Raw genomic sequence first — 26,177 nt, 5'->3', positions numbered from 1 at the left:
CTCCGGAGAGACAGCGGGCTCGTTGATTTTCTCGATTGATCTGTAGGCGCTACGGCGGCCGGCGTGTCAGGGAATCGCCGAGCCGCCTGATCTCGTCTTTCGCATCCTCGATCTCTTTCGTCATGGCCAGAAGGCCGCGCTCGATCGCTCTGGCATTGTCCTTTTCGGACGTGGCGATATCCTTCTGCTGCATGCGATGCGCTATCATCTCGAGCGTCTGAGCCTCGATCGCAGCGGCCACCTTGAGCAAGGCAGAGTTGTCGACGATGGCGCCGGCGATCTCTGCGGTCTGCTCCGGCCGGCCTTTACCCTTGCCGCGGTTCCATCCCAGCCACGACAGGATGCCGAGGATGATGATGAGCAGGCCGTTCGCTACATTTTCGACCTGCGTGATATTCGACCAATCCATCTCACGGCCTTTGCCTCTCGTGTTTGGACCATGTGGCGCCGATGTCGGTCCACGAGCGATAAAGGTTGGCCAGTTCAGCGAGGCAGAACGTGGTGTAGGCGATGACGGCTGAGAGCGCGGCCGTGCCGAGGAATGCGGCGATGATGAAGCCGAGGGCGAATTGCGACCAGAAAGCGATGCCGACCAGAGACGCGATCAAGCGCATGTGTGGCGAGTACGGGAAGCTCGCAAAGGTGCCGTTGACTGTGAGTGCCAAGAGGCGCGTGATCCCGCAGGCAAGCACCAGATAGGCCCATTCCATTTCGTTCGCCCATGAGGCCAGGACGTTGAATGATGGCGACACTTGGAACATGTTGGGCTGAAGCTGAAGCGCGATCCACATGCCAATGGCGGGGTAGATCATCAGCCATTCGGACAGTCGCATCGTGAAGTGGCTTTTGATGCCACCCGCGATTCTCAAGATGATCATTGGAATATCCTTTCCGGCAGCCCCCGCCCCGGTGACAGGCATTCCCTCGTGACGATGATGGTTCATGGCGCCCCCGCCCCTCTTGTCAGCTTGGCTCTGCATTCCTTGGCGCCCGGTAGGCACCGATCGCCGCAGCCACCGCAGCAATGAGCCCGTTGACGGCGGTCGTGAATTCCGCCGACGCGAAGGCATCAGGCAGGACATCGGCGCTCACGATCACCAGCCAGATTGCAGAGGCCACGCCCACCCATTTGGCGGCCCCTACAGCCTTGTTGACTTGTTCGACGGGCGATGGCGTAGGCGCGGGCATGGTGGGCTCCTGTGGCGCTGGAGATGGTGCTGGAGTGTGATCGGGTTCGGTGACGACGATATCGTCTGTGGCAGGCGTGAGGGTCGGTGCTGGAGGTACGGCATCGGGCTGCGGAGCCTGATCCACAACAACCTGCGGAGTGCTGGCAAAAGCGAGCCGAAGCTCGTCTTCGACATTGATGCGCTTGCCGCTCGACCAATCCGGCGTCATCTGCGACGTGACGCGAGTGAATTCGGTCATAGTCCCGTTGTTCGACCATCTTCCATCGAAGAAAAGGTCGCGCTCTTTGCCGCGTCGGGCTGCAATCGACGATGGCGTGACCCAGTTCATAAAGGCTTCACGCGCTCGCTCGACATCGCCTCGTAGCCAGTATTTGACCCACGTCGCCCGCTTGATTGCGCCGGTGTTCCAGTGGAAAGACAACGCCGCGGCGAACTGCGCCTGTGTCAGAGGCCGGTCCTTGAAGACCTCCCTCACCTGCTCCGCATAGTTCGTCAGCGCCCATGCATAGATGTTCATGCAGTGCTGCAGCGTCTGCGGCTTGCCGATATAGCGCTCGACCCGATGGCCGGTCGCATTGGTCATGCCGACACACCAGGTCAGCACGCCCTCGCTATCCTTGTAGGCTTGGCGCACGAGCGCCTCATGCGCAGCGACTTCCATCGCCACGGCGTAATCAACGCGCATGGGAGTTCTCCATGTTGGGAACATTCAAGCGAGGGTCGGATTGGGACTGTCGTTGGGAAAAATTGGATGAGAGCAACGGGAGCCCCGGTGCTTAAGGAGGTGCCGGATGGCCAGATACTTCTTCGACCTCGTCGACGGAGGAAAGACCGACAAAGATGACGTTGGACTCGAATTTGAGCACTTAGCGGATGCTCGCGCCGCAGCAGCGGACGCGCTTGGAGATGTCACTCGCGAAGTCTTGCCCAATGGCGCGCGAAGGCATCTCGTCATGAAGGTCCGCGACATAGCCGGAAACTACGTTCACGAGTGCAGCGTCGACTTCAACGCCAGTGATGCTCGCGGTCCTGAATGACCAAATCTGCATCTGTGCGCAGGACTGATTGACCCGCTCTCAGCTTTCGATAAATAGGGCGCGCTTCACCATCGGTGAGCCTGGGTCGCGGTCTCACACAGGCTCCCCAGCCCCGACACCGCGACCCTTTCTGCAGCTTTATAAAACGAACAGGTTCCGTGATAGACATGGCTGGTCGACCGATGCGGTGGACCGAGGCCGCGATCGCCGGGCAACCCGGTTTGATCGCGGCCTTAACATACTTTAGCGCCGATAACTGCGTTCGATGGGATGATCCTAATGTCCCAACCGCCTTGGGACGCGGGGTCGCGGCTCACCTTTCCAGCCCCTCAGCAACGACCGCGACCCCTTTTCATCCACACACCATCAGCAATGTCATGCAGTCCGTCTGCATCCCGAACGCAGGGCGCTAAGTATGAAAGTGTCGATCTATAGCCGTGACCATGAGCCTGGACTGGAAGTCGAATGGCCGGAACTCCCAAGGCTCGGCGACTTCCTGGTGTTTTCGGCTAACGGCACCGAAAAGGCCTATGAGGTGGAGGTTGTCCGATGGCTGCTCGATCCATCCGGCAAGCAGATCGGCATCGAGCTCCATCTCGGCCTCGGACGGGAAGCCGACGGAGATGATCAAGGCGAAAGCACACGCCCCATTGATGGCAACGGCAACGGTTCTCAGGCCTCCTCCGGGTCAATGGATGGCGTTTCCTCGACTGCCTGATCCGGACCAACAGCCACCGGCTGCGGCCACACCATCACCGGCAGTTCGGCCATAAGCTCCGCAAGCTCCGGCACCGGCCGCTCACCGGCCATCACCTTGTCCATCTCAGCATAGGCATCCGCCCAGATCTCATCGCGCCAAGCGACGAACGCCTGCGCCTCCGCCGCCCAAGCCTCAGTCGCGCTTGCGACAATATGCTCGAAAAACGAATGGACCTGATATCCGGAGTCTAAACGACCGTCTTGCCGATGGTGTGCGTCTCGCCGTCAAGCAACTCAGTGATCTCGCCATTGAATGACTGCATGTTGGAATAGCGGGTAAGCGCGAGTGTCGAATAAAGGATTTCGCCGCCATACATCGCGCACTGGTCGGGCTCCTGCACTAGGGCTGGGTCCCAAAGGTTATTCACGCTGTGGATGCGAGGGCGATAGAACGACAGTGAATCGGTCCCGATCCCAAGCAGCGCCTGTGTCGCGTTTGCGTTGTAGGTGAGCAGGTCAAAGCCGAGCATCTGCGCAGCCGGCACGCCGTCGGTGTCGAAATAGATGTTGTTGACGTTGCCGGAGCCTTCGAACAGCGCATTGGGAGCGTGCAGCATCTCGAGACGCGGGAAGGTCTCATCCGGAAAGCCGACTTTGATCTGAGGCTGTCCATAGGCGACCAGATAGATATCGGGAAGGCTGACCCCTTCGGCGCGGGCGATGTAGAGCGTGGGCTTAGTCTGCCGGCGGATGGCCACGCCACCCGAGACATAGGTCCCGAACCCAGTCGTGTTCGCATTGGTCGTGAAGGTGTTGGTGGTCTTGGCCGTCACAGTCGCGATGACCTTGGTCATCTCTTCCATGCCGTTGACGCCGGCGAAGACGCATTGATCGCCGATCTCGAATTCATGGCCTGGGCAACCGATCACCGCGTTGGCGCCGGTAGTCACGCTCGTGATGCCGAAGATGTCGCCCGCCGGCAGATAGCGGAGGTCGCAGTTGCCCGTCATCGAAATGTTGATGTTGCTCGTCGGCCCCGTGATCACCGTGCCGAACTCGGACATGAATGGGTGAGCATCGAAGCCTTCGATGATCGCGACATAGGCGTCGTGGTTGTTGTTGAAATAGGTGCAGTGGTGGTGGTTGGCTGTCTCCTGGCCATACGCGATCCAGGCGGCCTCGGAGAAATACCCGTTGGTCGACACATCTGCGAACTGGACGTTGTCGCAGAACTGGCTTTCTTCGAGTCGTGCGGCCTGCCAGGCGGAACGCGGCATACTGTCCTTGTCCCCGATGAAGCCCACGCCGTTCATTTCGTAGCCGCGCGATCCGGACAGGTCCATGATCGGCTTGCCGGCGCAATGGCCGTAGATCGAGCCGCCGGTCATCTTCCAATTCCAGCCGGTGATGAGCGTCCCGTTGATCGTATCGTTCACCCGCCATTTGCCGCCGGACATGTTGATCTCGACGGCCGACTTCTGCTCGATCCCGCCGCCGATCATCTCGCGAAAGCGATCGAACATGGCATTGATGGCGCCGCTGTCATCCTGCAGGCCGTCACCTTTGCCGCCGAACTGGAACGGCGAAAGGCACAGCTCGGAAGGCAAGAAGCGCGAAGAATTGCGAAAGGCCGCCGATCCAAGCCGGTTGACGCTAGGAGCGGATGCGAGGGGTGTGGGCATATGATGCTCCTAGAGGTAGCTTGTGATGAAGGGCGTGGAGCCGACCATCCGGGCGAAGCCGTTATCGAGCGCGACGACCTCAAGGGTGTAGTCCTTCCGCGCCGTCCCTTGGGACGTATAGGTCCCCTGAACGGCGCCGGTGTGGTCCAGAATGCGGATGGTCGAATTGGTGCTCTGGATGCTCAGATCGATCTTGATCGTGTCTTTCGACCGAGTGCCCGTGTTGCTGAACTGGATGTCGTGGATGTAAGCGCCGGTACCCGCCGTTGCCGATAGGCGCTGGATCGCAGTGGACACGCCGAACGTCAGTGTCGTGGTGCCGGCAGCCGATATCGTCGTGCGAGAACTTGGAGCGCGTTCAGACGCTTCGTTCAAATCCCGGACCAGCGAGCGGGTGCATGTTCCGGAGTACTTGATCCGAAGGCCGTTGATGATGGCCGGATCGTCAGGCACACCCATAAGCGTAAAGCCGACCGCGCTGCCAGAGCCAAGAGGCGTGCCGGCAAACTCGATCAGGTCCGTGATATCGCCATCGATGCCGAGGCCGTTGATCTCGCCCTTACCGGGATTTTCAATCAGCATGCCCGTGGTCATCTGGTTCGCGAAGTTGGCTCGCAGCAACTGACCACCGGCCAACAGGTTGCGGACGCTCTTCAGGCGATATCCGATCTTATTGCCAGTGTACTCGCCGTCGGTGCCGTTGCTGTAGGCGCGACCGCCCTTTAGGGTGACTTTGACGGCGGTATCAATATCCATGCCGACCCACTCTTCGCCATGGTTGAAACCGCCGGTCGCGCGGGTGATATCGACATCCCGGAACGTCATGCCGCCCGTATTTCCGATGACCTTGATGCCAGACTTCTGCACGTTGAAGTTAGACGAGGTCATTTCCAGCTCGTCGAGACCCCAATTTCCACCGCCCTGCGGGTTCAGGCTCTCAAGGCCTTTCCAGCAAAGATGAACGGAGAGCTTGTGCATCTGGCCACGAATGACGCGCCATCCGATGTCAATCGCCGTGCCGTAGTGCTGCAACCAGCAATGATCGAAGAGCGGCGTCAGAATGCCACCAGGCCCAGCTTCAGCCCCACCCAGGCGCATAAACTTGCTCCGGACGGCTTCAGTCGTCGGCTCTAGGCGGAAGTCATAGTTGCCGGCGCCATGGACATGCTTGAGCGCGTAATTGACGCCTTCGCCCAAGTCGAGAACGCATTCCCAGGCGGTCGTCGAAAGCTCGAAGTAAGCAGCGTCGCCCGCGCTGTCGCCTCGGAAATAGACGTTCTCAAGGTTCACGACCGGTTTGACGCGCGTCCAGACGTTCGTCTGAGCGCGGGGCGTCTTGATGAACGACGCTCCGTTCTCACCAGAAATCCAGACCGTGCAGTTGGATAGCTTGGAAGCTGAACCCAAGATCGCCTGCCCAATCGAGCCGGGCGTGGTGATCTGCACCTCGATCCCGTTCAGGCCCTCGTAGCCACCCATGTTCGTGAACTTGAGGAACGACTTGCCGGGCGCATCACCTTCGCAGACCCACGGGTGCGGAGCCGTGACCGTTGCGGCATCCACAAGCGTGACGCCGCTGCCGAGACGGACCTTGCGGCCAACCGAGTTTGCGTCGCTGAATGCCTGGCTGTCATCAGTCACACCGTCTTGGACGGCACCGGCCATGGAGAGCCAGATTTCAGGCTCGTCGATCTCCCACCACTGCGTTCCGTTCTGGAACTTGAGGGCGTGCGTGGGCTCAGACCCAACGCGCTTCCAGTGACAACCGCGATCCATGACACGGACCCGCGTCACATATTCCGGGATGGAGAACGTGTCGGCCTCGGCAAACGTCGCGATCTGGATCGGGTAGAGCTCGGCATCAAAGAAATAGGCCGTTTCAGGGATTGAGACTTCCCACAGCGCCGGGTCGCCGCCGGATGCTTCGCGCGTCTTGATCAGACGATGGCGCGAGCGCGGGCGGATATAGCCGATGTTGTCTTCGTCCGTGCCGTCGATCTTCTCGCCACCAAGGATCGTAACGTTCAGAAGGATCTCGTCTTCTTCGTTGTCCTGCGTCGGCGTGAGGTTCTCGAGGATGACTTCGCGGCCTACCGGCCAGTCGTCATCGATCGTGACCAGCACGCTTTCATCGGCATCGGACCGGAGCGAGACGCCGCGCTCGTATCGACCAAGGTTGTGGTCAGCCGTGATGACTGTGAGGCCCTCGACGAGAGCGTCCCTGATCTGCTCATAGGCGGCCTCTACAGCGGCTTCGACGTCGCCATAGGTCAGCAGTCGATATTCGGCGCCAGCGTCGCTGAGGAGCAGCGTCATGCCCGGCTGCAGGTATCCCGCGTCGATCGCGTCGCCATTGCTCAAGCGGAGCGGCTTGGCAGCGGCGCCATTGATGGACAGCGTGACGGCGCCGGTGTTGGCCTCCTGGATTTCCAGAAGCATCAGCACGCCGAAGGCAGCCGACGGCAGGCCGAACGCCGTGGTCACCTCGATCGCGTTCGCTGTGCCGCCATCGTCGTTCAGATAGACGATGTTGTAGGGCAGCGGGCCGCGCTTGACCCATGTCGAGCCAGAGCGCTGATAGACGCCATCCAGGTTCGGGTTAGGATCGCCGATGACCCATGCCATCGTGTTCGCGGCCGGGCTCAAGGCATCGAGCGCCGTCTTGCTCGGAACGATCAAGGCTCCAGCGTTGGCACCCGTCTGATTGCCGAGGACGGTCTCAAGCCACTCCAGAAACTCGCGCTTCTTGGGCTTGTACTCGTCGCGATACGGGTTACCGCCTAGGATTTGCCGAATAGGCAGAGCCATTGCATTACCTCAGATTTTCGAGAATTCAGCGGAGGGCGGTAATCGCCATCGAGACTTGGACCTGCGTTCCGAGCGCGAGCGTCGGGACAGCGATGCGGACTTCGAGTTGGCCGGCATTGCGGCACGTCACCTGCGGCAAGCCATAGCCATCCGGCAGATAGATCAGCGGGCGAGCCGAGAGCACATCGGTCGGCCGAACCCCGGCGAAGGGCACGACGAACCGCTTGGCGCCGGCAGTGGTGACCGACAGCGTCGAACCGACGGTGACCGTTGCCTCTCCCAATTCGACAGCCTGTCAGCGGGTAGCCAGTGCTTCCTGCGCTATGGCGAGAGCGGCAACAGCCTTCGTCAGGTCTGAGCGCACAGCCTCAATCGCCATTGTGGCCCGAGCTTCGCTCTCCGCCTGCATCCGCAGGAGCCGGCGGAAGTCACCCATGCCGCGGCTCATATCGTCACCACTTCAGGCCCCGTCGGCATCGACGCGATATTGCTCTGGTTGTAGGCGACGACCCAGTAATACCGCGTGCCAGAGCCAGGCGTGTCCGTGTAAGTCACGGTCTGGTTGGCAACCCCGAAGAACGGGCCGGCAATCTGGGTTGCGCTGCCGAAGGTCGACGTTGTGCCCCGGAAGACACGGGAAGCGCGATAGTTCGCATCGTTCGCGGCGCGCCATGTCAGCACCACATCTGAACCGTCGATCACGCTGTCCAGATCGACCACCGGAGACGGTGGTGTCGGGTTCGTGATGACGTTGATCGTGCGGGTCGCGGAATAGCCCGAAGACTTGCCGGACAGGCCGACCACCCTCCAGCGGACCTCTTGCGTGTCGCCTTCAGCCACGGCGCCGGATGCAGCCGTGCCGTCTTCAGTGTCGACGTCGAAATTCTCCCATCCAGAAGCGCCGACGCTGCGATGCTGGATCTCGACCGTCCAGTCGTCTCGCGTTGGAACCGGGAAGTCAGCAATCAAGCGCGCCGCCCCGCTACCGATCGACAGCAGCGTGATCACCATGTTGCCGTCGGCGATGTTCGGAATGTTCGGGTCGATCTCGATCGCCGTCGAGAAGTTGGGGCGCGATCCTTCCTCGCCATCCTCAAGGCTCCATGGGTCGCCTTCGATCTTCAGCAGGCCAAGCGGCACAGTGAGGCGATCGGCAGAGCGCTCAAAACTCAGCAGCTCGTAGACGCCCGACAGTGTCTCATCTTCCAGATCCAGTCGAATGAACCGTTCCACGCGCGCTCGCTTGGCCCTGAGACCCGCAAGCAGCTGGAGACGCAGCGGAGAACTGGAACGTTTGCCGGCAGCCTTCAGAAGCCGGACAGCGTGATTGTGATGCTGCGCGACGTAGACCTCGACTTCCTTGCTCGTGATCTTGTCGCCTTCGGACCAGATATCCGTGTTGATCCAGGGTGCCGAGGCGGTGGCCTTATAGTCGAACTCCGGCTCGGTGTATTTCGCATAGAGATGGGTGAAGACCGTTTCGCCGTCATCGCTCTCTGATGAGGCGATTTCGAAGATGTCTTCATCGTAGAGCGTCAGGGTCGGCTCGTAATAGCGCCCGACATGGATGCCGAAGCGTCCTTCCTCGTCTTCGAACCGTATGCCGTCGCAGGCCGCGAGCATCTTGTCTTCCGACGCGATGTTCGTTTCCTGCGCCTTGTTGATGACGACGCCGCCGTGATAGCGCCGGACGTCCGCGCCGTAGCGATCGACAACGAACTCGTCGCAGTAGGTGGCCTGCTGGGCGATGTTCTCCCAGTTGACGTCTTCCGGATCCATTGCGAAGCGCTCAGGGTCGATCCGGTGCGTCGCGATCATGAGGGCCAGGTTGCCCATCGCCGGACCCCATGTGGCTGGGTTCGTGACCCGTTGAGAGCCCGAGCCGCCCGGCCGCGTGCTGTCGAGCCGCGGATCGTAGACCCTGCCCCAGTAGGCCAAGCGCGTCAGGTCGGGCTCGCCGATGCCGATAATGCCGCGGTGGCGGTAGACCTGCGGCCGAAGCTCCTTCTTCATCGCTGCGATGGTCATCAGCGTGTCGGCAATGCCGGCGCCTTTATGGTCCGTCGTCCATTCGTCGAAGCGCGCGACCAGCGTGGCCATAGCCGGCTGGGTGACTGTCCCTGCCCTGCTCTCGATCGTGATGACCGGGAACGCGTCGTCCACCAGGTATTCGGTCGAGATGACCTGATTGCTGCCGTTCAACACCACCCGGATGTCGTTCAGATAATACCGGATGTTCGATGTGACCTCGCTGTCGCAGTGAGCAATTAGCTTCGAGAGCTGGCCGCCCTTCTGCTCGGCAAGCGCAAGGTTTCCGCCGATCCGGTTGGCGCCATAGGCCATGTACCTGTCCGGCACCTCGAGCGCGAAATTCGCCTGGACCTCTTGCGGCGGCGCCGATGGCCGATCTGCGAAAGCCGAGGCGACCAGTGACGAAAGCGCAGCGCCCGCAACAATCTTCGCCGCGCCGATTAGGAAGCTCGCGGCACCCACGCCGACTGTTGCCTGCAGCGATGCCGTGAGCGAGACGATCGCGAACGAAATCGGCTCCGCCATGGCTTCCGTCGGTACGAAGACCGTCGATGCCAGCAGATAGGCATAGAGCTTCAGACGCATCGCCACGCTTTCAGGATCGGGAACCGCTTGGTCCGAAGTGTCCGGCGGCCCTCCATGCGAAGAGCCACCCATGGATCGAGATAAAGGCCGGTGATCTGCATCGCTCCGGTGTCGACCACGACCACATCGCCCCGTAGCGGCTCGCTGACAGGCGCGAGGCCGATCGAGGCCATTCCGGTCGTCACAAGGTGGACGTTGCCACCAGCGCAGCCGATGAACGCTTTGGCGCCCATTTCATCCTGATACCGATCCCGCCATGCCGCCGCCGGGTCCTTGCCGGTCAGCATCTGGACATAGTCGGCCATCGACAGATCGCAGTCGGACGAACCCCACGCAAAAGGTTCCCGGCCCCACCGATCAAGCGTGGCCGCGATAGCTTCTTCGATTGTCATGCAGGATCAGGCGTCCAGGTTCAGTGTGTAGCCGCCGGCGTATTTCGGGATGAACTGCCCATAGGCGTCGTTGTCGATATCGTAGAGCTGTTTCGACCGTGCCCGCTGGCCCGTGTCGCTCATGGTCCCGAAGTGAGCCCGTGAGCGGCCGTCGTTGATATTCTTGGCGATGACAGAGACGACGTAGCGTTTGAAGTAGCCGCCCTCGCCGTCCTTCTCGATCTTCTCCACGAAGCGCGTGGACTTCATCCGCAGGCGCCATGCATCGCCCGGTGGCACATTGGCTCGCAGCGAGTTGCCCGACAGATAGATGCTGTAGACGATAAGGAGCCGGCCCTTGACCTTGTCCTTGTCGTCTCGGAGCCGGAGATAGGTCTCCTCGTCGATAAAGCCGACTGTGAACTCGTAGAGCGGCGACGAGCCGTCCCGAATATCGGTGATCCGCGGCGGGGTCAGCTTGGCCTCGCCATTGACCACCCAGCCGGACCAGCGCGCGCCATCCGGCGTGATCAGCGTCCCCTCGACACCCGCCATGCGCCATGGATCGGCGCCCTCGATGTCCATGTAGATCGCATCGACCACGCGGATCTGACGATCGCTATTGCGGGTCGCCTCGATCTCGGCCTCAAGCGCCTCATAAAAAGCGCTCATCGATCACCTCCGTCAGCACCAGCGAGCCGGGCTGGATCAGGTCGGCCGGTTCGAACATGCTCACGAAGCTGGAGGCATCACGCGCCTGGCAGATCAGCGAAGGCCGGAGCGAGACGAATTCGCCGGCAGCCACATCGCGGCGCAGCGGCGGTTCGATCTCGACCGTGACAGTGGAGCCGGAGCGATCGAGGTCCGCGATGTGGTAGGCGCCGAAGCCGATGCCGATCCATTTGCCGTAGCGGAGCAGGCCGGGCCATCTGGTCTCGTCGATCACGATGGACGTCGTGCCCTCCAGCGCCGTGCTGATCGTCTCCAGCGTGGGTTCGAACTCGAAGCCGATGCTCTCGTCGAAGAACACGTCGCCATCAAACGGGATGCCGGTTCGGTAAGCCCAATCACTAAGGCCGAGGTCGCGGTTGCGAGCAACCTGGGCAGTCAGCCCGATCGGCACCCGGAAGATATTTCCGCGCAGCTTCGACTTCAGCCAGGAGATGGCCTCGATGTCCGGCGTGTCCTGCCAATAGTTGAACTCCATCGACAGATGGACGCGACCGCCGGGAACCGACGTGTCGTTCTCGAAGGACCGGCGAGAGACGCGCCCCTCATCAACTGTCGACACAAACCGCACCGAGCTATTCAGCGGGATCAGCGAAGCCGGCCAATCGTAGAGTGTTCGGAGCATCAGGCGGGCCGCCCATAGGTCTGAATATCGAACTGCCATCCCGGAAGGCTTTCCTTCACGTAACGGACGCTTTCCTGCGAGCCGGTCTGAACCATGCGCTGGACGTCCTCACCCGTGATCGCACCCGTGATGTGATAGTGGTTCTCGATCCGAGCCACCTGAGTAGAGGCGGCGCCGCCGACCCGCGACATAGGGACGACGTTTGCCGGGCCTCGGATGATCTCCGGGCCGTTCTCGCCCGCGATGCCCCACTTACCGGCACCGAGATTGCCGCCGTTTGCGAAGAAGCCGCCGAAGGCCTTGGCGATACCGGAGAAGATGCCGCCACCACCGCCGCCGCCAAAGACGCCGCCGATCAGTGCTTTGAACCCTTGATTCAGAAGCATGCTCGAAAGCTGCCCGAGAAGATCCTTGATCACGTCGCTAGCCTTTTTCGATCCGTCGATCAGGCCTTGGAATGCGCTGGAGGCCTTCGATGCGAAGCTGTCGACGAAGCTCTCCATCTTGTTGAAGCCGTCTTTGACGTTGTCGGCTGCCTTCTGCGCCGCGCCGCCGCCGGCCGATCCAGAGCCGCCACCCCGGCCACCGCCGCCGCCTCCACCGCCGCCGCCGAGATTGGCGAGCTCGTCGTTCACATCGGCGATGGCATCGCCCATCTCCAGCACGGCGGGCGTGGAGCTTTCGAAGGCCTTCCCGATCGATCCGATGTAATCGCGGCTCAGCGCGGCCGACACAGCCGCATTGCGTTGCCGACCTGCACCTGTGAGTGCTGCGGCGAACTGGTTCTCCATTTGCGGGATAAGGCCGGACGATGTGTCGAGCGTGCCAATGTCTACATAAGGGATCGTGTTCAGAACCCCGATCAAATCGTTAATCGCCATCTTCGCGCCGTTGACGATCTGATTGACGCCGGCGATGACCGCATTCGTCGCGCCGACGACGGCAGCCCCGATCACGTTCGGGAAGTTGTTCCAGACGAACTTGATGTCCTCATAGGCTGCCACGAATGAGCCGATTACGAAGTTGGCGGCGTTCTTGACGATGCCGACCACATCGACACCGATCGCCTTCTGGATCTCATCTCGGAAATAATAAGCCGCAGTGATGGCGGCCGCGACGCCGACAGCAAAGGCGCCGAGCGGGTTGGCAAGCATGGCCGCCGTGAGCGCCCGGACAGCACCGACCATGCCGACGCCGATGGCCGTCGTCACGCTGCCGATGGAGGCGAGGATCGATGGAGCGAACGCAAGCGACAGAGCACCACCTGCGACCGCAGCCGCTTCGGCCACCTGGGGCAGATACGACAGCATCTCGACAAAGCCGCGCGCGGCGCTGACCATTACCTCCGAGATGACGACCATGGCCGGCGCAAGGGCGGCAGTCAGCGACAGGGTCACGCCTTCGGCGGCAAAGCCGATCCTCGACAGGTTGTCGTTGAACTGCTCGGCCGCCTTGCCAGTCTCAGAGCTGATCTTAAGACCGAAAGCTTCAGCCTCATCCAGAAGCTCGTGCAGCGCATGAGAGCCGCCATTGAGGAGCGGGATCATGTCCGCGCCAGATCGGCCCATCAGCCGCATGGCAAGGGCTGTCTTCTGCGCGCCATCGGGCATGGCCGCGAACATGTCGGACATCTCCGACAGGATGCGGGTCGACGACTTTACGGTGCCGTCGGTGTTCATCACCTCAATGCCAAGCTCTCGGAAAGCCTTCGCGCCGTCGCCCGTGCCCTTTGCGGCATCGGCCACATTGCGGGAAAGCCGCTGCACACCGGTCTGGAGTCCCTGCATCGACACGCCCGACAGATCAGCGGCATAGCGAAGCAGCGACAATTCCTCGATCGGGATGCCGATCTTGGACGATGTCTTGGCGAGATCGTCGATCATATTGATGTTCGATCGGACCGAAGCAGCCAGGCCGACGAGAGCGGCGCCCGCCGCAGCCGCAGCCGCGACAATGCCAGTCTTTAGAGCCTTGGCGAACTTGTCACTCTGAGACGACGCGTTCTTCAGCCCATTCGAAAACTGCGCGGAATCCAGACCGAGCTGGACCCGGAGCGCTCCGACCACAGAATTCATGTGCTGTTTCCTTGAGGGCTTAGTGCCGGACCGACCGCAGGTGCTCGGCCATGGAGATGCCGCGCAGCCCCTTGGTTGCGGATCGCAGACGCATTTCGAGGAAGACCGGCGGCTCGCGCTCCGGCTTCATGGCGATGAAGTCTGCCAACGACGGCGGCTTCTTCGAGTACGGCAGGAACGCTGCCTGCCAGGCAAGGGATCGCTCGCCTTTGATCCTCGCCATCGCTCCGTTCATTTCAGTGCCGTAGAGCCTCGGGGTGATGTCCCAGAAGCGATCCGCAGGAAGACCGGCGGCGATGTACCCTTCGCAGAGGCTAGGGATATTCAGCCCGCCGGCTTCTTCTTTCCCTTTGGGTTTTCCTTCGCCTCCTCGGGATCAGGAAAGGTCGCCGAGACAAGTTCTGCGAACGAATTCTGATTTTCAGTGATGATGTCATCGACCAGCCACCGATCAGCCTCTTCGGAGTGATACCGCTGCAAGGCGGCCATGAAGACCGTGATCGTGTTGCGGAGGTCGGGAAGCTTCCCTTCCGCCGGCAGGGCGAAGACCTTGTCCAGATCGTCGCCGAACTGCTCCTGCAAGTCGGCAAGCACACTCATGCCGAGATGGAGCCGATACTCCTTGCCGCGCGCCGTGACGCGCAGCTCGCCCTTCGGATTGGCCATTACGGGGTCACCTCTTCGAAGACGCGAGCCATGACCTTCCAGTTGGCCGTGACCATCTGCTTTTCACCGAGCGGCGAAGAAGGGATGTATTCGTTGAGATAGGCCTGGAAGGTCCAGGTCGCTCCGCCGTTGGGCGTGATCTCAAGCAAGACGATCTCGCGATTGCCCTGCACGGTCAGCTCGTCCAGCTCGGTCAGCAGCACGTCGGTATCGGAGCCGGGCCAATACTGCATCTCGAGCGCGTAATCGGCCACCGGCTTCATTCCGGGCTTCGTTTCGCGCGTTCGTCCAGGCGACTGCTGGTGCGTCACGTCGACGTCTTCGGGCGGCTGGCTGGGAACCGTGACGGTCTCCAGACCCATCAGCTGCGTCCATTCGGGCGTTGCGCCGCGACCGACGCGGATCACGCTGCCATAGCCGATATCGACCAGGCTGTTCTGTTCAGGCATTGGAGGTCTCCTTGTACCAAATCATGATGTCGATCTGCGTGCGGAACAGCTTCAAAACGCCGCCGGCGCTCTCGTCTGCATAGTCCCGCTCGTTGTCGATGAAGCCGCCGCGGATCGTCTCGTCGCGGTAGCCTGAAAGTGCCTGCGCAGCTGCATCCGCCGCGTTCTTCGCGTCGAGGTAGCGCGTGCCCCAAGCATCGATTTGAAGCCGGCCACCCACCAATCCGGCGGGGCCTTGCATGTGGTATTCGCGAACGCCGGAGATCTGCTGCAGGTTGATGTAGGGGAACCCCGACACCTCCTGCGGCAGGCGCATCCAGTGAATCCGATTGCCGACAAGCGCCGTCAGCCCGGCGTTGGCCAGGAGGATGGTCGTCACAGCGATGTGCATAGATCAGCCCCCTGAGGCCCTTCGGGCGAGCCGAGCAGTTTTCCGCGCCGCGCGCTTCGCAGCCTTGTCTATTTCAGTGCCGAGCTCGGTCTTGATGATCTCAAGCGTCTGCTTCTGCCTACTGTCCCACGCCGGTCGAAGGTGAGGCTGTGCCGCTTGATGGGCATTGCCAAATTCAGTCTGCACCGCTGCCGGATCGTTCGGTCCGACAAATACCTCGACCGGGCTTTCCTTCTTGTGCAGTTTCTGCTGCCGGCGCGTCAGCTTCGTGCCGATACCGTAGGACGCTTTCAAGTTGCCGGTCGGTCCCACCGGCGCTGCTGCCTGGGCGGATTCCAATATGGGCTCAGCGCCCTTCATGAGAGCTTTCCTGGCAACGTTCCGTGAGGTCGCGCGCGAAAGCTCCATCATCGCTTGTTCAAGCTCTCTCAGTCCGTCGACACGAACGCGCTCGGCCATCAGTCCGCATCCTTGGTCGCGGTGATCTCGATGAAGCGCCTGCGCCCGTCCTGCGTCTCCTTGACGCCTGAGATGTTCCAAGTCGCGCCCTCGTGGATCAGGCGATAGATCGGCGTGACAGCGCGTGTCGCCGTGCTGGATCGAACGACAAACCGGCTCTGAAGCGTGGCGCCCACCTGCCCGGCCGCTGCGCGCTCTCCATCGGAAACATCTCGCCGGCTGGCCCAGACCGTGAGGTTCACCGGATCGCCATAGATCGGCTCGTTGACCGCGTCCCGCCCGATCTCCACGCCGTCGGCTTGAAGTGTGATGCGACGGTCCAGTTCCTGCGCGGTCGTCATCAGATGTCGTTCCGCCGGTATTTCGAGATCAGCGCGCTCTCTGCACGCGTCAGATACTCATAGTTGGCCTTTGCGGCCTCATCGATGTGCATCTGCACGCGGAGCTTGATCGCGCTCTTGATGTCTTGGGGGATCGTCTCGAAGCCGGCCGTATAGGTCACCGATACCGGCTCATGCTCGTAGAGATCGCCGGGGAAGGAATAGCCCGCATCGAAGCAAACGAATGCCCGGCCGCCGCCATCATAGCGGACGGCATAGTCGGAGGTCGGAAGCGTGCTGATCTGGCCGGCCCCGTTGCGGTAGGTCACGGCCATGCCCTCGGCCTTCACGGGGCCGATCGGCAGATAGAGCATGCTTTCAAAGCCGACGAAATCCTGCCGCCACTCCTGCTCGCGGATCGAGATGCCGAGCACCCCGTTCCAGCCCTCATAGTGATCCACCGCCGCCTTGATCTGCGCTTCGATCTCAGTGTCCAGGTCGTCACCGTCCCATCGCAGCGACAGCTTCACCTCTTCCACCGAGACTGGCAGTTCGGTTGATGGCTCGACGAGGACGGGACGGATCATGATCAGGCGCTCTTGTTCTTCGGCGCGGCCTTCTCGGCCTTGTTCTGGGTCTTCGGCTCGGCCTTGCGCTTCAGGACGCCCGACTTGACCAGGTGCGCCACGTCGCGCTCATCGGCCTCGCGCTCGTCGCCTGCCTGATACTGCTTGTCGCCGTAGTGCTGACGAAGGACTTCGAATTTCATGGTGCTCTCCATCGGTTCATGAGAGGGGCGAGACAGCCCCGCCCCTCGTGATGAGCCGATTGATTAAGGCGTGACGACCGGGTTGATATCGCCAGTCACGAAGGCCTCGGGGCGATACACAGCCAGAGCAAGGCGCTCTTCAGCCAGGATCGTGACGAGGTTGCGCGTGAAGTCGTCATTGACGTAGCCGACTTCGACACGGGCATCCCAGCGATCGAACAGCTGGGCACCGAGGCGGAACGCACCAGTCAGGAACGTACCGGCCGCAATTGCCTGGGTCGCAACCACCGGCAGCCCCCACATGGTCGGCTGTGCCGTGCCCTGCGGATTGCCGATGATGTAGCGACCTTCGCCGTCCTTCAGCGTCTCAATGCCGGCCCAGTCGATCGGGTGCAGGACGTGGCCAGTCGCCGGATACTCAGCGAGAGCAGCCTGCAGCATTGCGATGCGAAGGATGTCGATCGAGGTCAGCGGCGTCGGAGCGGTGAAGCCAGCCGGCGCAGCGTACTCTTCCGCCTGCGGCAGGATGCCGAGGAGGTTCTGGCCGGTGCCGTCGCCGTTCAGCAACTGCGTTTCTTCGACATAGGCCAGGCCGTAGAGCAGGCGCTGGTCGATGATCGAGCGAAGCTGGCTGATGTCGTCGAGGATCTGCTTCGAGGCCTTCATCCAGTGGGCGATGACCTTCGCCGACGTGGTGATGAGCTCGAGCTGCATATCGGACGACGGCTTGGCCGCACCTTCCGCAACCGGGGCCGCGTTGTTCACGAAGCCCTTTTCGCGGACATACTCCAGCGTGTTGCCGTCCATCTGACCCGGAGTGATCAGGTCTCGGATGGTCATACGGCGCTGGGGGATGCCGACGATGCCCGGCAGGCGCGTTTCGTTGACGCCTGCGCCAACAGAGCCAGCCGCATCAGTGGTCGCCGAGGTGAGCGTGGCCTTGATCTTGATATCGGCGCCGCGCGCAGACTTGGCGAACTTGCTGTCCTGGAAGGACTTGAAGCCCTCGCTCTCGACGAACTGCTCGCCGATTGACTTCTGGCCCTCTTCGCCGCCGCCTTCACCACGAGCGATACGCTGCTCGATGGCTGCCAGCTGCTCGGAAAGGCCGTTCATCTTGAGCAGGGCTTCGTCGGCCTGCTCCTTCACGGAATGGGCGAGAGTCTCGCCAGCCTTGGCCTTGCCGACTGCATCCTCGGCGATTGCTTTGACGGCATCAATCGCGCGCTGATGGTCGGCCTTGATCTCAGCGGCAAGCTCGGCCGCCGACTTGTTTTCGGTGCTCATTGAATGTCTCCTTGAGCGATGTCGTGGATTAGCCGCGGAGTGCCTTCAGGCACTCGGCAGCATCGTTCGCCTGATCGCCCTCGGACTCGCTCCGAATGGCCTTGGCATAACCATGCGAGGCGATCGCAGTGGCCATGCTTTTCGGGACCCCTGCCTCGCGCAGAATGTCCTCGAATTCCTTGATCGGCATGGGATCGCCATCGCGCAGCCGGCGGGCGAATTCATCCATGCGTTCAGACTTCACGCTCTCGATCCGTGCCCGCCGATTGGCTGGGAACGTGACCGGAGAAATCTCGTAGAGGTCCAGTTTCTTGAGAAGACGGATCTGGCCATCCGGCTCGGTCTCGACTTCGCGATAACCGATAGACAGGCCGCCGATCGCCTTTGCCTTGGCGAGGCTGTGCACCTCGCGGGCGCGCTGGATGTCGAGCAGGAAGCGACCCTTGCCCCAAAGCCCCTTGGAATCCTCTGCCAGGTCTTCCCAGACGCCGATGGGCTCTCGACTGTCATGGTTCCAGAGCATGAGAACGCTGGAGCCTTCCCGCCGATGCTTTGCCAGGCTTTCGACGAAAGCCCCCGGCATGACCTTTTCGCCGTAGCTGTCGATGTTGCCGAAGACGCTGCCGTAGCCTTCAAAGGTCCCGTCTTCCGACAGGTCCTTGACCTGCAGGGCGAAGTCTTTGGTTTTCATGTCGCCTATTCCTCGGCTTGTGGCGCTGGGAGCGCTTCCTGGTCCGCTTGCGTGATCGGGACGTTCTGCATCTGCATGCGGGGGACATCACCACCCTCAACGGGCGGGAGGTTCTCCAGAGCGCGGACCTCGTTGATCGTCATCGCGCCAATGGCGGTCATCTGCTGGTAGAAACGGGCACGCCCTGCGCTGTCGGCGCGGAGAAGGCCTTCGAGGTTGAACTCGACCACGATCCCGGCTGCGCGCTCCTGCGGCGTGAGGAGTTGCTTCATCACCGCCTGCTCGATGCGCTTCAGGCGCCGGCGAAGGGTGAACTTCTGAAAACCGAGCGTTTGCTGCTCGAGCCCGGTGCCCCAGCTCGTAGACTTCTCAGTATGGCCGATCATGAAGGGCGGAACGCCGAAGAACCGGCAGATTTCCTCGACCGAGAAGCCGCGCGATTCCAGCATCTGCGCGTCTTCAGGGTTGATCGTCAGTTGCTCCCACTTGGTGCCGCCTTCGAGCACCAGCGGTTTGCCCGAGTTGATGGCGCCGACGAACTTCTCAGCAAGCTTCACCTCGGCAAGCTCGCGCTGTTCAGGAGTTAGCCATTTGTCAAAGGTGAGTACGCCTGAAGGGCGAAGGCCGTTCTTGAACATGCCACCGGCAGATCGGTCGATCGCGCGGGCCAGACTGAAGGTGTTGCGCCCGAAATGCAGCGTCGACATGCCGCCCAGCGGGTTGCCGCCGAAGCCGCGGACGTGAAAGACGTTTTGATCGGTCTCTATGTAGCTGCGGCCGTCTTCGGTCCACCGATATTCAATCGTGCCGCGCGGTAGGCGTCGCACAGACACAAGCGCGGGGTTGATTGGATGGAGGCCCCTCACCTGCCCGGCGCTGCGCTCGATGCGGGCGTAGGCGTTGCCCCAGAGCTCAAGCGATGCCGTAATGAACTCCCAGAAGTCCACCGACGTCTGGTCATAATTCGGGCTGTCGTGCAGCACGCGGTACAGCGGATGGCCCCGGTCCACCTGCCGCTCACCGTTGACTGTCCGATAGACCATCAGCGGAAGCGTGGCGATTGTGCCGGAAAGCAGGTTCACGCAAGCCCAGACGGCAGACAGACCGAGCGCCGACTGATCGTTCACAGCCTCGCCGGCATCGCCCATGGAGGCCGACGAGTACCAGCCATCAGGCTCGCGCACGTCGAGGCGCCGCACGACCGCGTTCGCAGCCTTGTACGCCATCCGCTTAAGAATGTTCACGCCGCACCTGCCAGGCTCTTGAAGAAGTCATCCATGCCGGCGTCCCCATTCTCTTCGTAGGTCGCAGCCATGGCCCGAGCCATTGCGAGCGCCACCATGCCGTCGATGCGGCCGGTCGCCTTGGCCTTGTCCAGTTTGCGGTTGCCGGCAGGATCCGATGTCACGACCGCGTTTGCGGCGCACATGGTGAGCACCGGGTGGTTACCGTGCGCCATCTCGCCGTTGATCATTGTCGATTCCAGATCGCGCAGCGCCGGCGACATGGACTGGAAGCCCTGTCCGACCGGCTCGAAGATCGCGTCGTCGCCTTCCAGTTGCTCTTCGGAGAACCCCGCCTCCAGCAGCCACGGTTTCAGATGCCGCCAGTTCCAGCGGTCGAAGCCGATTTTGCGAATGTCGAGCGCCTGGCAAAGCGACCAGAGGCGACCCGCTACGAACCGATATTCGATCGACCGGCTCTCAGTCGCTTCGAGATGGCCCTGCTTGCGCCAGACATCATAGGGCACGCGATCTGCGCGGCTCTTTGCCTCAAGCCCGATCTTCGGCAGCCAGAACGTCGGCTTGACGTGCCAGATCCCGTCGACCGGGGCGATGAGCACCAGCGCCGTCAAATCCTGAACGCTGGATAGGTCCAGGCCAGCATACACCGGCAGGCCCTTGAAGCTATCAACCACGGCGACGCCGCAGGCTTGCCAGACCGAGCGCGAAATGAATGGTGCCATCATCTCGACGCGCTGGTTCAAGATCAGGTTGCGATACTCCGGCTCACGGCTTGACATGCGCCGGGCGTCTTCCGCCATGGCCAGCACTTCCTCGGCATTCTGGAAGTCGCCGAATGCCGGGTTGGCCAGACGTATCGTCTCTTCAGTGAACGGGTCTGCGTCGTCGGGTGCGGTGTACAGGCTCAGTGTCACGCGCGGATCGGCGCCGGTCTGGGCGTCTTCGATCAGCACCGACAGCAGATCGGTAGGGTTCGGCGCCTGTGTCGAGATCACGATCGACAGAGGAGCATCTTGCGCACCAGTCGCCGTCTCCAGCGCCTCGTACAATTCCGAGCGAGGCCCACGCACCTGCCCAAGCTCGTCATGAACGATGAAGACCGGCGACAGCCCGTAGGCCGTCGAGGCTTCCGCTGACAGAGCGCGGTAGAGCGTGCCCAGTTCCTCGCAGAAGAGCTGCTTGGCCGTGTCCCTGATCGCCACCACCGCAGCAAGGTCAGGCGACATCCGCACTGTCTTGGCCGCGAGGGCGAAGAGGATGGCTGCCTGATCGCGAGACTGGGCTGCAGAGTAGAGCTGCGAGTTGGGTCGCGCTTCTGGTCCGCAGGTGTGGAGCAAGAGGAGGAAGGCCGCGAGCGCGGTCTTTCCGTTCTTTCGCCCGAAGCTGATGATGGCGCGGCGCGTGCCGGCTGGATTGTCGTAGATCTTGCGAAGCTCGTCGCACTGCCACTTGCGAAGCTTCACCGGCTTGCCGACGTCGCGCCCCTCGGGCACTCGGCAGTAATGCTGGATCCAGCGGATATTCCGCTCGGCGCGTGTTTCAGCCTTCCCAGGGCTTGCGCGCTTGGATGTTTTTCTGATTGCCACGGTGGTTGCTTGTCGCCTGTTGCGAGATGCGCATCTTTGTTGCCAGGGATGCGATGGTCCGGCTCTCACGCTCTTGGACCTTCAGAAGCCGATCGTAATCCTTGACGGAAAGTTCGGGGTCCGATGTCGCCTTCTCGATCAGTTCCGCGATGCGCCGGGCCTGGACGACATGCCGGCAATACTGCGTGAGGAGCGGCACGTTCGATGGCGAGAACCAATCGGCCGGCCAAGAGTCGACGACCGCCGCCCAGACTTCCGTTTCCTCATCGTTGAGCTCGTGCGGCGCCCGCTGCCGATTAACGATTTCAACCGGGCGAGCGGCGATCTCGAGCGAGGCCGATGAAGGCCGCCCGCGTTTCGTCATTGATCAATTTCCTTGATGAATAACCGCCGATTGTTACGGTTTATGTTTTTTGTGATAGCGCGCCGGTCTAGAAGGGGCAGACCGCTGAACTTTTGACCCACGCCCCGCCCTATACCGGCCACCCATCAGCGCCGATCGTGGGCCTCGTCCTGCCCTTGCCGCCCTTCTCCTCCGACTGCTTCCGCCCGTCATGGCAGGGCTTGCACAATGGCTGCCAGTTCTTCCGGTCCCAGAAGAGCTTGAGATCCTGCTTGTGCGGGATGATGTGGTCGACCACCGTCGCGACTGTCGTTAACCCGTCTGCCTGGCAGTATCGGCACAGCACGTTGTCGGGATGAGCGAGGAACGTCTCGCGCGCCTTCTGCCACTTGTAGCCGTAGCCGCGTTGAGTGCTGCTCTTGCGTTCGAATGGCATGCCCAGCATTTCCCAGATTGACGCGCCATGATGGAGGCCTTGCGAGCCCGTCGGTCCGCGCGTTGGTTCTCAGCCGTGATAAGGGACTTGGCCCATGCTGCTGGTGGGCACGGTCGGATTGTGGACCGACTACGAAAGGGATTGTCTTGCCCTTGGCGAGTGCCTGGGCGAACGTCTCTCTACAGGAAATCTCAAGATGGGCATGGGGACCAGATGGCGATTGATTGGGACAGAGTTCGTGGCGCTCGATACGCGGATGAAACGCCGCCACCGGATTGGCCATCGCAGGTCAAACCGATCTCCATAAATGGTCTTCAGCTATTCGGCGTCCACGCGGGCAACGGAACCGTCTATTGGGACGGCAAGCAGATAGAGGTCGTTCGGCGCCTTGCTTGGCCGGAGCGCACGTTGGCAGTGATCGCTACTGTGAGCGCCCTGCTGGCTGCTCTGCACCCGTTTGGCGAGACCTTCCATTGGTGGTGATCACCGCACCCTCGGATTGATCTTCGGCACCCTGGCCACCTTCGCCTGCGCGATGATGATAAGCCGGACTGCCTCGTCTCTCTTGATCCCTTGGCGGGTGAGGTATTTGAGGGAGTTCATGCCGGTTGATCCTGAAGCTGGGGAACACCGCAGTCCGGTCGATGTTGGTATGTCCCGACGCAACACTTGAAGGACCTACAACATGGCCGGTACAAACGACGTTCGTTCCATCTTCATCGTGGGCCTGCGCAATGCCCACGCGATGGAAAACCAAGCACTTTCCATCATGCAGCCGCAGGTGAAGCGGATCGAGCACTATCCGGAAGTCGGGCAGCGTTTGCAGGAGCACGTACGCGAGACCGAAGCACAGCAGCAGAGGCTGGAGACCGTCTTGGGCCAATTTGACGAAGGGCATTCGAGCCTGAAGGATATGGCACTCTCGATGGTCGGCAGCATGGCAGCGCTAGCTCACAGTGCAGCGGATGACGAAATCCTGAAGAATTCATTTGCAAACTTTGCATTCGAGAACTTCGAGATCGCTGCTTACAAGTCCCTTAGGACGCTCGCAGAGCTTGGCGGTTTTCAAAGTGCGATCGCGGTCATAGAGCAGAACCTCGCCGAGGAAGAGGCTATGGCGCGCTGGCTTGAAGAGCACCTGGATTCAACAACTCGGCGCTACGCCTCGCTATCCGCAAGCGGCGAAACAGCAAAAATCTAACGAACCTCTGTTCCAGCTCGATTCAGCGGGATGTGCGATGCGGCTCATCCCGCTGAACGATCTTTTGTTTAGCCGATAGATGCCAGTTTTAATCAGTTGTGAGGCGCATGCCGTAGCAGCGCGAACCTATGCCGTCTTCTTCAGCCGGGCGGCCCGTTGGGGCGTCGAAGACTTAGGCATCGCCTGGGGCGTTAGGGTCCTCCGGGTCAAAGAGACTAATCTGTCGAGGTGCTGAGCGGAACTCAATCACCTCCTTCACCCGATGCTCAGTCTTGAGGCCGTCGACGCCTTGCTTCTGTATCGTCTGAACCAGGCAGATCAGAACGTCGCTTTTTGCAAATCTTATCTCGTTGCTGTCGACCCGCGCGAGAAAAACAGGATCCTCGATGGTAGCTGTGATAACGTTCTGTCCGTCAAAGAGGCGCCACTTGTTACCCTCTTGAAAGGCGAGACTCCTGATCGAAAGGGCCATGCGGCGGGTTTCGTCTACGATAGTCTCATCGTCAGGTTCAGCTATTACAAAAGCATCCTTATCTGCCTTTGTTAGCGTTTCTTCTGGCGGCATCCCTGGAGCGCGACGAAACTCTATCTTTGTGACGCGATCATTTTCGAGCGTATCGAGGAGCTCAGTCAAAGCGCGGTTCACCGCCAATTCCCGGTAGAGGCGCAATACTTCAAGGGGCACGGTGAAGGATTCACCCCCAGCATAGATCGTCACCATCGAACCGGCCTGCACCGCTTTTTCAGGACGGCGACCATTGAGCCATCGGTAAAGCTGAACTAGGCCGGCGCTGCTGCCCAAGAAGCCTAGCCAATTTAACAGTTGAGCGGCGGCCTGGCCATCTTCCGAAAGAAGAAGACCTTTTATAGCCTCCCAACCATGGAGCACCAGGTTAAGGTCTACCTCAAAGCATCCGACGGAAGTGGCTTTCACCTGAATACGCGCCGGTATCCTATCTCCGTTGATGGATCTGTTTGCTGCATCAACTGCCTTGCTTAAGGACAGCAGGGCTGGGGCCAAATCTCGGACGTCGATGGTGCCTGCGTCCACGCCGGGACCATCGAATGCGATTACGAATCGTGAGGTGCTCATGCGACGCATGATAACCTAGCCATCTGTATAAGACTTCCTCATCGCACGTCGATTCATGGCACCTTTGCGTCCTCCGGTGAACGCGAGCCGCTATGCTCGTCTCAGTGCCGAGTATACAACTTTTCGCCTTCGCCTTTGGTCGCTCTGCCAGCGGGTTAGCGACCGCGGGTAGGCGGGCGCACAATCTTAGGAGCCGGGTGGTCAACTGGGGCTACGGGTGGCGTCACGCAGCGCTCAACCGCCAGAACCGCTTCCGCCGGTATTCTGATAAGGCGCCCCACCCGAAAGGCAGGCAGTTCGCCGCGCGCCACCAGATCGCGAATATGTGCAGCCGAGCAGTCCCACCGAGCAGCCAGCTTATCGGGCGAGAACGATTTCGGCTGAAACTCCACTTTGGCAGGCGGCGGCCTCATGGCTGCCCCAGCGGCATCTTGAGCGGGTAGTGCTCTTCGGCCCTCCAATATGGCGGCCGATCTGCTTCCGACGCACGATCCCTGATCCTATCCAAATCGATAGCCGATTTCGGAAGCATTGGCATGACCCTTGACCAGTCCGGATCGCGTAACAATTGAGCGTTTTTAATGAGTTGGCCGGCAACGCTCTGAAATGCCGCGAGCCGTCGTGCATCGGCCGTGCTACGATTTCGGCCACTTTCCTTGCAGAATTTCCTCCACGAGCCGGCGATACCGGGCGCCGCAAGGCACATCGCATATTTCGCGGCGAGGACCCGCTGCTCTTCATTCCTGATCAGACCGGGGAGCCAATCATGCATCACTTCCTCGTATCGGGAAATGGCTGCTCGTGAGGGGCGATAGGAGACCATGTTCTCCGGGTGCTCTTTCCAGTGCTCAGGCCAGATGGTCCGGGGCTGACCTGGGCGGACCAGGCGCACGTCCATATGCGCGACGGTATCGGCCGCCTCGACGAAGCGAGCGAGCACGATCATGCCAACGTCGGCGATCCTTGCCGCGTCTTCCATCGGTTCAACCCACAAGGCGCTGCTCTGGCTCATCAAGAAGGCTCTCCAGTCGTTCGTAAATCATCGCGCGGAGGGTAGCCCTCACCGGCCAAGGACGGCGCGCTACCGCCTTGCCACGCAATACACCGAGGGGAATGTCGTCGAAGGCAGTGAGCACATCGCCTGCCCTGTCTATGGCCCAGTCCGGGCGCTGGATCAGGATATCGGAAATCGCGCCGATCGTCTCGCTCCAGAGCTCGTCCCGATTGTTCCGGGTCTGCTTTATGCACCGCAAGGTGAAGACGAGATGCCCGTCGCCATACTGGTTGCGGATCTCGTGCATGGTGCCTCGGGCATGGCTCTGCGCAGCCGCACGGCGGCGGTAGACGGGCACCAGCTTGATGCCGAGCCCATCCAAGAGCGCGTCGAGTTTGCCCTTGGCTCTTGCCATG

The 26,177-nt window shown here is 61.2% G+C and carries 34 protein-coding genes; 4 read left to right on the top strand and 30 right to left on the bottom strand.

The window, feature by feature from the left end; genetic code table 11:
• Nucleotides 1–49: 49 nt before the first annotated feature.
• The 3 genes from PU133_RS11915 to PU133_RS11905 form a co-directional block, all read right to left on the bottom strand.
• Nucleotides 50–409, bottom strand: a complete 360-nt coding sequence (locus tag PU133_RS11915) for a hypothetical protein (protein WP_404861878.1) — start codon at nucleotides 407–409, stop codon at nucleotides 50–52.
• 1 nt (nucleotide 410) lies between these two features.
• On the bottom strand, nucleotides 411–878 hold the full coding sequence (locus tag PU133_RS11910; protein WP_404861877.1) for a hypothetical protein: 468 nt from the start codon (nucleotides 876–878) through the stop codon (nucleotides 411–413).
• Nucleotides 879–963: 85 nt separating this feature from the next.
• Complete coding sequence (locus PU133_RS11905; RefSeq protein WP_404864518.1) at nucleotides 964–1,851, bottom strand: glycoside hydrolase family protein; 888 nt, start codon at nucleotides 1,849–1,851, stop codon at nucleotides 964–966.
• Between the two features lie 130 nt (nucleotides 1,852–1,981).
• On the opposite strand from PU133_RS11905, the gene PU133_RS11900 reads away from it, so the two are divergent.
• Both PU133_RS11900 and PU133_RS11895 read left to right on the top strand, forming a co-directional pair.
• A complete protein-coding gene (locus tag PU133_RS11900) occupies nucleotides 1,982–2,227 on the top strand; it encodes a DUF6894 family protein (protein WP_404861876.1) in 246 nt (81 codons plus the stop codon).
• A 415-nt stretch (nucleotides 2,228–2,642) separates the two neighbouring features.
• Nucleotides 2,643–2,945 (top strand): hypothetical protein, encoded by a 303-nt coding sequence (locus PU133_RS11895; protein ID WP_404861875.1) that lies wholly within the window; start codon nucleotides 2,643–2,645, stop codon nucleotides 2,943–2,945.
• A gap of 229 nt (nucleotides 2,946–3,174) precedes the next feature.
• On the opposite strand, the gene PU133_RS11890 is transcribed toward PU133_RS11895, so the two are convergent.
• The 23 genes from PU133_RS11890 to PU133_RS11780 all read right to left on the bottom strand — a co-directional run bounded on the left by PU133_RS11890 (nucleotide 3,175) and on the right by PU133_RS11780 (nucleotide 22,473).
• On the bottom strand, nucleotides 3,175–4,608 hold the full coding sequence (locus tag PU133_RS11890) for a ubiquitin-activating E1 FCCH domain-containing protein (protein ID WP_404861874.1): 1,434 nt from the start codon (nucleotides 4,606–4,608) through the stop codon (nucleotides 3,175–3,177).
• A gap of 9 nt (nucleotides 4,609–4,617) precedes the next feature.
• Nucleotides 4,618–7,416, bottom strand: coding sequence for a hypothetical protein (locus PU133_RS11885; protein ID WP_404861873.1), 2,799 nt, complete (start codon nucleotides 7,414–7,416; stop codon nucleotides 4,618–4,620).
• 25 nt (nucleotides 7,417–7,441) lie between these two features.
• Nucleotides 7,442–7,699, bottom strand: coding sequence for a hypothetical protein (locus PU133_RS11880; protein ID WP_404861872.1), 258 nt, complete (start codon nucleotides 7,697–7,699; stop codon nucleotides 7,442–7,444).
• A 12-nt stretch (nucleotides 7,700–7,711) separates the two neighbouring features.
• On the bottom strand, nucleotides 7,712–7,852 hold the full coding sequence (locus tag PU133_RS11875) for a hypothetical protein (protein WP_404861871.1): 141 nt from the start codon (nucleotides 7,850–7,852) through the stop codon (nucleotides 7,712–7,714).
• An 8-nt stretch (nucleotides 7,853–7,860) separates the two neighbouring features.
• Complete coding sequence (locus PU133_RS11870; protein ID WP_404861870.1) at nucleotides 7,861–10,032, bottom strand: hypothetical protein; 2,172 nt, start codon at nucleotides 10,030–10,032, stop codon at nucleotides 7,861–7,863.
• Nucleotides 10,023–10,424, bottom strand: a complete 402-nt coding sequence (locus PU133_RS11865) for a DUF6950 family protein (RefSeq protein ID WP_404861869.1) — start codon at nucleotides 10,422–10,424, stop codon at nucleotides 10,023–10,025. The genes PU133_RS11870 and PU133_RS11865 overlap by 10 nt, the downstream gene beginning before the upstream one ends.
• 6 nt (nucleotides 10,425–10,430) lie before the next feature.
• Entirely contained in the window at nucleotides 10,431–11,075 is a 645-nt protein-coding gene (locus PU133_RS11860; RefSeq protein ID WP_404861868.1) for a hypothetical protein, read from the bottom strand.
• The gene (locus PU133_RS11855; protein WP_404861867.1) at nucleotides 11,059–11,757 is read right to left on the bottom strand and encodes a hypothetical protein; all 699 of its coding nucleotides are present in this window, start codon (nucleotides 11,755–11,757) and stop codon (nucleotides 11,059–11,061) included. The genes PU133_RS11860 and PU133_RS11855 overlap by 17 nt, the downstream gene beginning before the upstream one ends.
• Nucleotides 11,757–13,832: a hypothetical protein gene (locus PU133_RS11850; RefSeq protein WP_404861866.1), complete on the bottom strand. Its 2,076-nt coding sequence runs from the start codon at nucleotides 13,830–13,832 to the stop codon at nucleotides 11,757–11,759. Before PU133_RS11850 ends, PU133_RS11855 begins: the two co-directional genes overlap by 1 nt.
• Nucleotides 13,833–13,851: 19 nt before the next feature.
• The gene (locus PU133_RS11845; RefSeq protein ID WP_404861865.1) at nucleotides 13,852–14,055 is read right to left on the bottom strand and encodes a hypothetical protein; all 204 of its coding nucleotides are present in this window, start codon (nucleotides 14,053–14,055) and stop codon (nucleotides 13,852–13,854) included.
• Between the two features lie 101 nt (nucleotides 14,056–14,156).
• The gene (locus tag PU133_RS11840; protein ID WP_404861864.1) at nucleotides 14,157–14,498 is read right to left on the bottom strand and encodes a hypothetical protein; all 342 of its coding nucleotides are present in this window, start codon (nucleotides 14,496–14,498) and stop codon (nucleotides 14,157–14,159) included.
• On the bottom strand, nucleotides 14,498–14,947 hold the full coding sequence (locus PU133_RS11835; RefSeq protein WP_404861863.1) for a hypothetical protein: 450 nt from the start codon (nucleotides 14,945–14,947) through the stop codon (nucleotides 14,498–14,500). Before PU133_RS11835 ends, PU133_RS11840 begins: the two co-directional genes overlap by 1 nt.
• Nucleotides 14,940–15,338 carry a DUF3168 domain-containing protein gene (locus PU133_RS11830; RefSeq protein ID WP_404861862.1) on the bottom strand — a complete coding sequence of 133 codons (399 nt, stop codon included), beginning with the start codon at nucleotides 15,336–15,338 and terminating at the stop codon, nucleotides 14,940–14,942. The genes PU133_RS11835 and PU133_RS11830 overlap by 8 nt, the downstream gene beginning before the upstream one ends.
• Nucleotides 15,339–15,341: 3 nt before the next feature.
• On the bottom strand, nucleotides 15,342–15,797 hold the full coding sequence (locus PU133_RS11825) for an HK97-gp10 family putative phage morphogenesis protein (protein WP_404861861.1): 456 nt from the start codon (nucleotides 15,795–15,797) through the stop codon (nucleotides 15,342–15,344).
• Nucleotides 15,797–16,138, bottom strand: coding sequence for a phage head closure protein (locus PU133_RS11820; protein ID WP_404861860.1), 342 nt, complete (start codon nucleotides 16,136–16,138; stop codon nucleotides 15,797–15,799). Before PU133_RS11820 ends, PU133_RS11825 begins: the two co-directional genes overlap by 1 nt.
• Complete coding sequence (locus PU133_RS11815; RefSeq protein WP_404861859.1) at nucleotides 16,138–16,704, bottom strand: hypothetical protein; 567 nt, start codon at nucleotides 16,702–16,704, stop codon at nucleotides 16,138–16,140. Before PU133_RS11815 ends, PU133_RS11820 begins: the two co-directional genes overlap by 1 nt.
• A 2-nt stretch (nucleotides 16,705–16,706) precedes the next feature.
• Complete coding sequence (locus tag PU133_RS11810; RefSeq protein WP_404861858.1) at nucleotides 16,707–16,886, bottom strand: hypothetical protein; 180 nt, start codon at nucleotides 16,884–16,886, stop codon at nucleotides 16,707–16,709.
• Between the two features lie 63 nt (nucleotides 16,887–16,949).
• A complete protein-coding gene (locus PU133_RS11805) occupies nucleotides 16,950–18,173 on the bottom strand; it encodes a phage major capsid protein (protein ID WP_404861857.1) in 1,224 nt (407 codons plus the stop codon).
• A 28-nt stretch (nucleotides 18,174–18,201) separates the two neighbouring features.
• Nucleotides 18,202–18,864 (bottom strand): HK97 family phage prohead protease, encoded by a 663-nt coding sequence (locus tag PU133_RS11800; protein WP_404861856.1) that lies wholly within the window; start codon nucleotides 18,862–18,864, stop codon nucleotides 18,202–18,204.
• Nucleotides 18,865–18,869: 5 nt separating this feature from the next.
• Nucleotides 18,870–20,108, bottom strand: a complete 1,239-nt coding sequence (locus PU133_RS11795; RefSeq protein ID WP_404861855.1) for a phage portal protein — start codon at nucleotides 20,106–20,108, stop codon at nucleotides 18,870–18,872.
• Nucleotides 20,105–21,694 (bottom strand): terminase large subunit, encoded by a 1,590-nt coding sequence (locus tag PU133_RS11790; RefSeq protein WP_404861854.1) that lies wholly within the window; start codon nucleotides 21,692–21,694, stop codon nucleotides 20,105–20,107. The genes PU133_RS11795 and PU133_RS11790 overlap by 4 nt, the downstream gene beginning before the upstream one ends.
• Complete coding sequence (locus PU133_RS11785) at nucleotides 21,648–22,058, bottom strand: hypothetical protein (protein WP_404861853.1); 411 nt, start codon at nucleotides 22,056–22,058, stop codon at nucleotides 21,648–21,650. Before PU133_RS11785 ends, PU133_RS11790 begins: the two co-directional genes overlap by 47 nt.
• A 109-nt stretch (nucleotides 22,059–22,167) precedes the next feature.
• On the bottom strand, nucleotides 22,168–22,473 hold the full coding sequence (locus PU133_RS11780) for an HNH endonuclease (protein ID WP_404861852.1): 306 nt from the start codon (nucleotides 22,471–22,473) through the stop codon (nucleotides 22,168–22,170).
• Nucleotides 22,474–22,686: 213 nt separating this feature from the next.
• Here PU133_RS11780 and PU133_RS11775 point away from each other — a divergent pair, with 213 nt between their 5' ends.
• Both PU133_RS11775 and PU133_RS11770 read left to right on the top strand, forming a co-directional pair.
• Complete coding sequence (locus PU133_RS11775) at nucleotides 22,687–22,956, top strand: hypothetical protein (protein WP_404861851.1); 270 nt, start codon at nucleotides 22,687–22,689, stop codon at nucleotides 22,954–22,956.
• Between the two features lie 202 nt (nucleotides 22,957–23,158).
• Complete coding sequence (locus PU133_RS11770) at nucleotides 23,159–23,674, top strand: ferritin-like domain-containing protein (RefSeq protein WP_404861850.1); 516 nt, start codon at nucleotides 23,159–23,161, stop codon at nucleotides 23,672–23,674.
• Between the two features lie 172 nt (nucleotides 23,675–23,846).
• Here PU133_RS11770 and PU133_RS11765 read toward each other — a convergent pair whose 3' ends face one another.
• The 4 genes from PU133_RS11765 to PU133_RS11750 all read right to left on the bottom strand — a co-directional run bounded on the left by PU133_RS11765 (nucleotide 23,847) and on the right by PU133_RS11750 (nucleotide 26,176).
• Nucleotides 23,847–24,776: a hypothetical protein gene (locus tag PU133_RS11765; protein ID WP_404861849.1), complete on the bottom strand. Its 930-nt coding sequence runs from the start codon at nucleotides 24,774–24,776 to the stop codon at nucleotides 23,847–23,849.
• A 146-nt stretch (nucleotides 24,777–24,922) separates the two neighbouring features.
• Nucleotides 24,923–25,180 (bottom strand): helix-turn-helix domain-containing protein, encoded by a 258-nt coding sequence (locus PU133_RS11760; RefSeq protein ID WP_404861848.1) that lies wholly within the window; start codon nucleotides 25,178–25,180, stop codon nucleotides 24,923–24,925.
• The gene (locus tag PU133_RS11755) at nucleotides 25,177–25,779 is read right to left on the bottom strand and encodes a hypothetical protein (RefSeq protein ID WP_404861847.1); all 603 of its coding nucleotides are present in this window, start codon (nucleotides 25,777–25,779) and stop codon (nucleotides 25,177–25,179) included. Before PU133_RS11755 ends, PU133_RS11760 begins: the two co-directional genes overlap by 4 nt.
• A complete protein-coding gene (locus tag PU133_RS11750; protein ID WP_404861846.1) occupies nucleotides 25,751–26,176 on the bottom strand; it encodes a hypothetical protein in 426 nt (141 codons plus the stop codon). Before PU133_RS11750 ends, PU133_RS11755 begins: the two co-directional genes overlap by 29 nt.
• Nucleotide 26,177 lies beyond the last annotated feature (1 nt).

It is taken from the genome of Georhizobium sp. MAB10 (genome assembly GCF_045012825.1).
GTDB classification, from domain to species: Bacteria; Pseudomonadota; Alphaproteobacteria; order Rhizobiales; family Rhizobiaceae; genus Georhizobium; species Georhizobium profundi.
The sequence above is the reverse complement of the archived record's forward strand: the minus strand, read 5'-3'. Positions and strand labels throughout refer to the sequence as shown.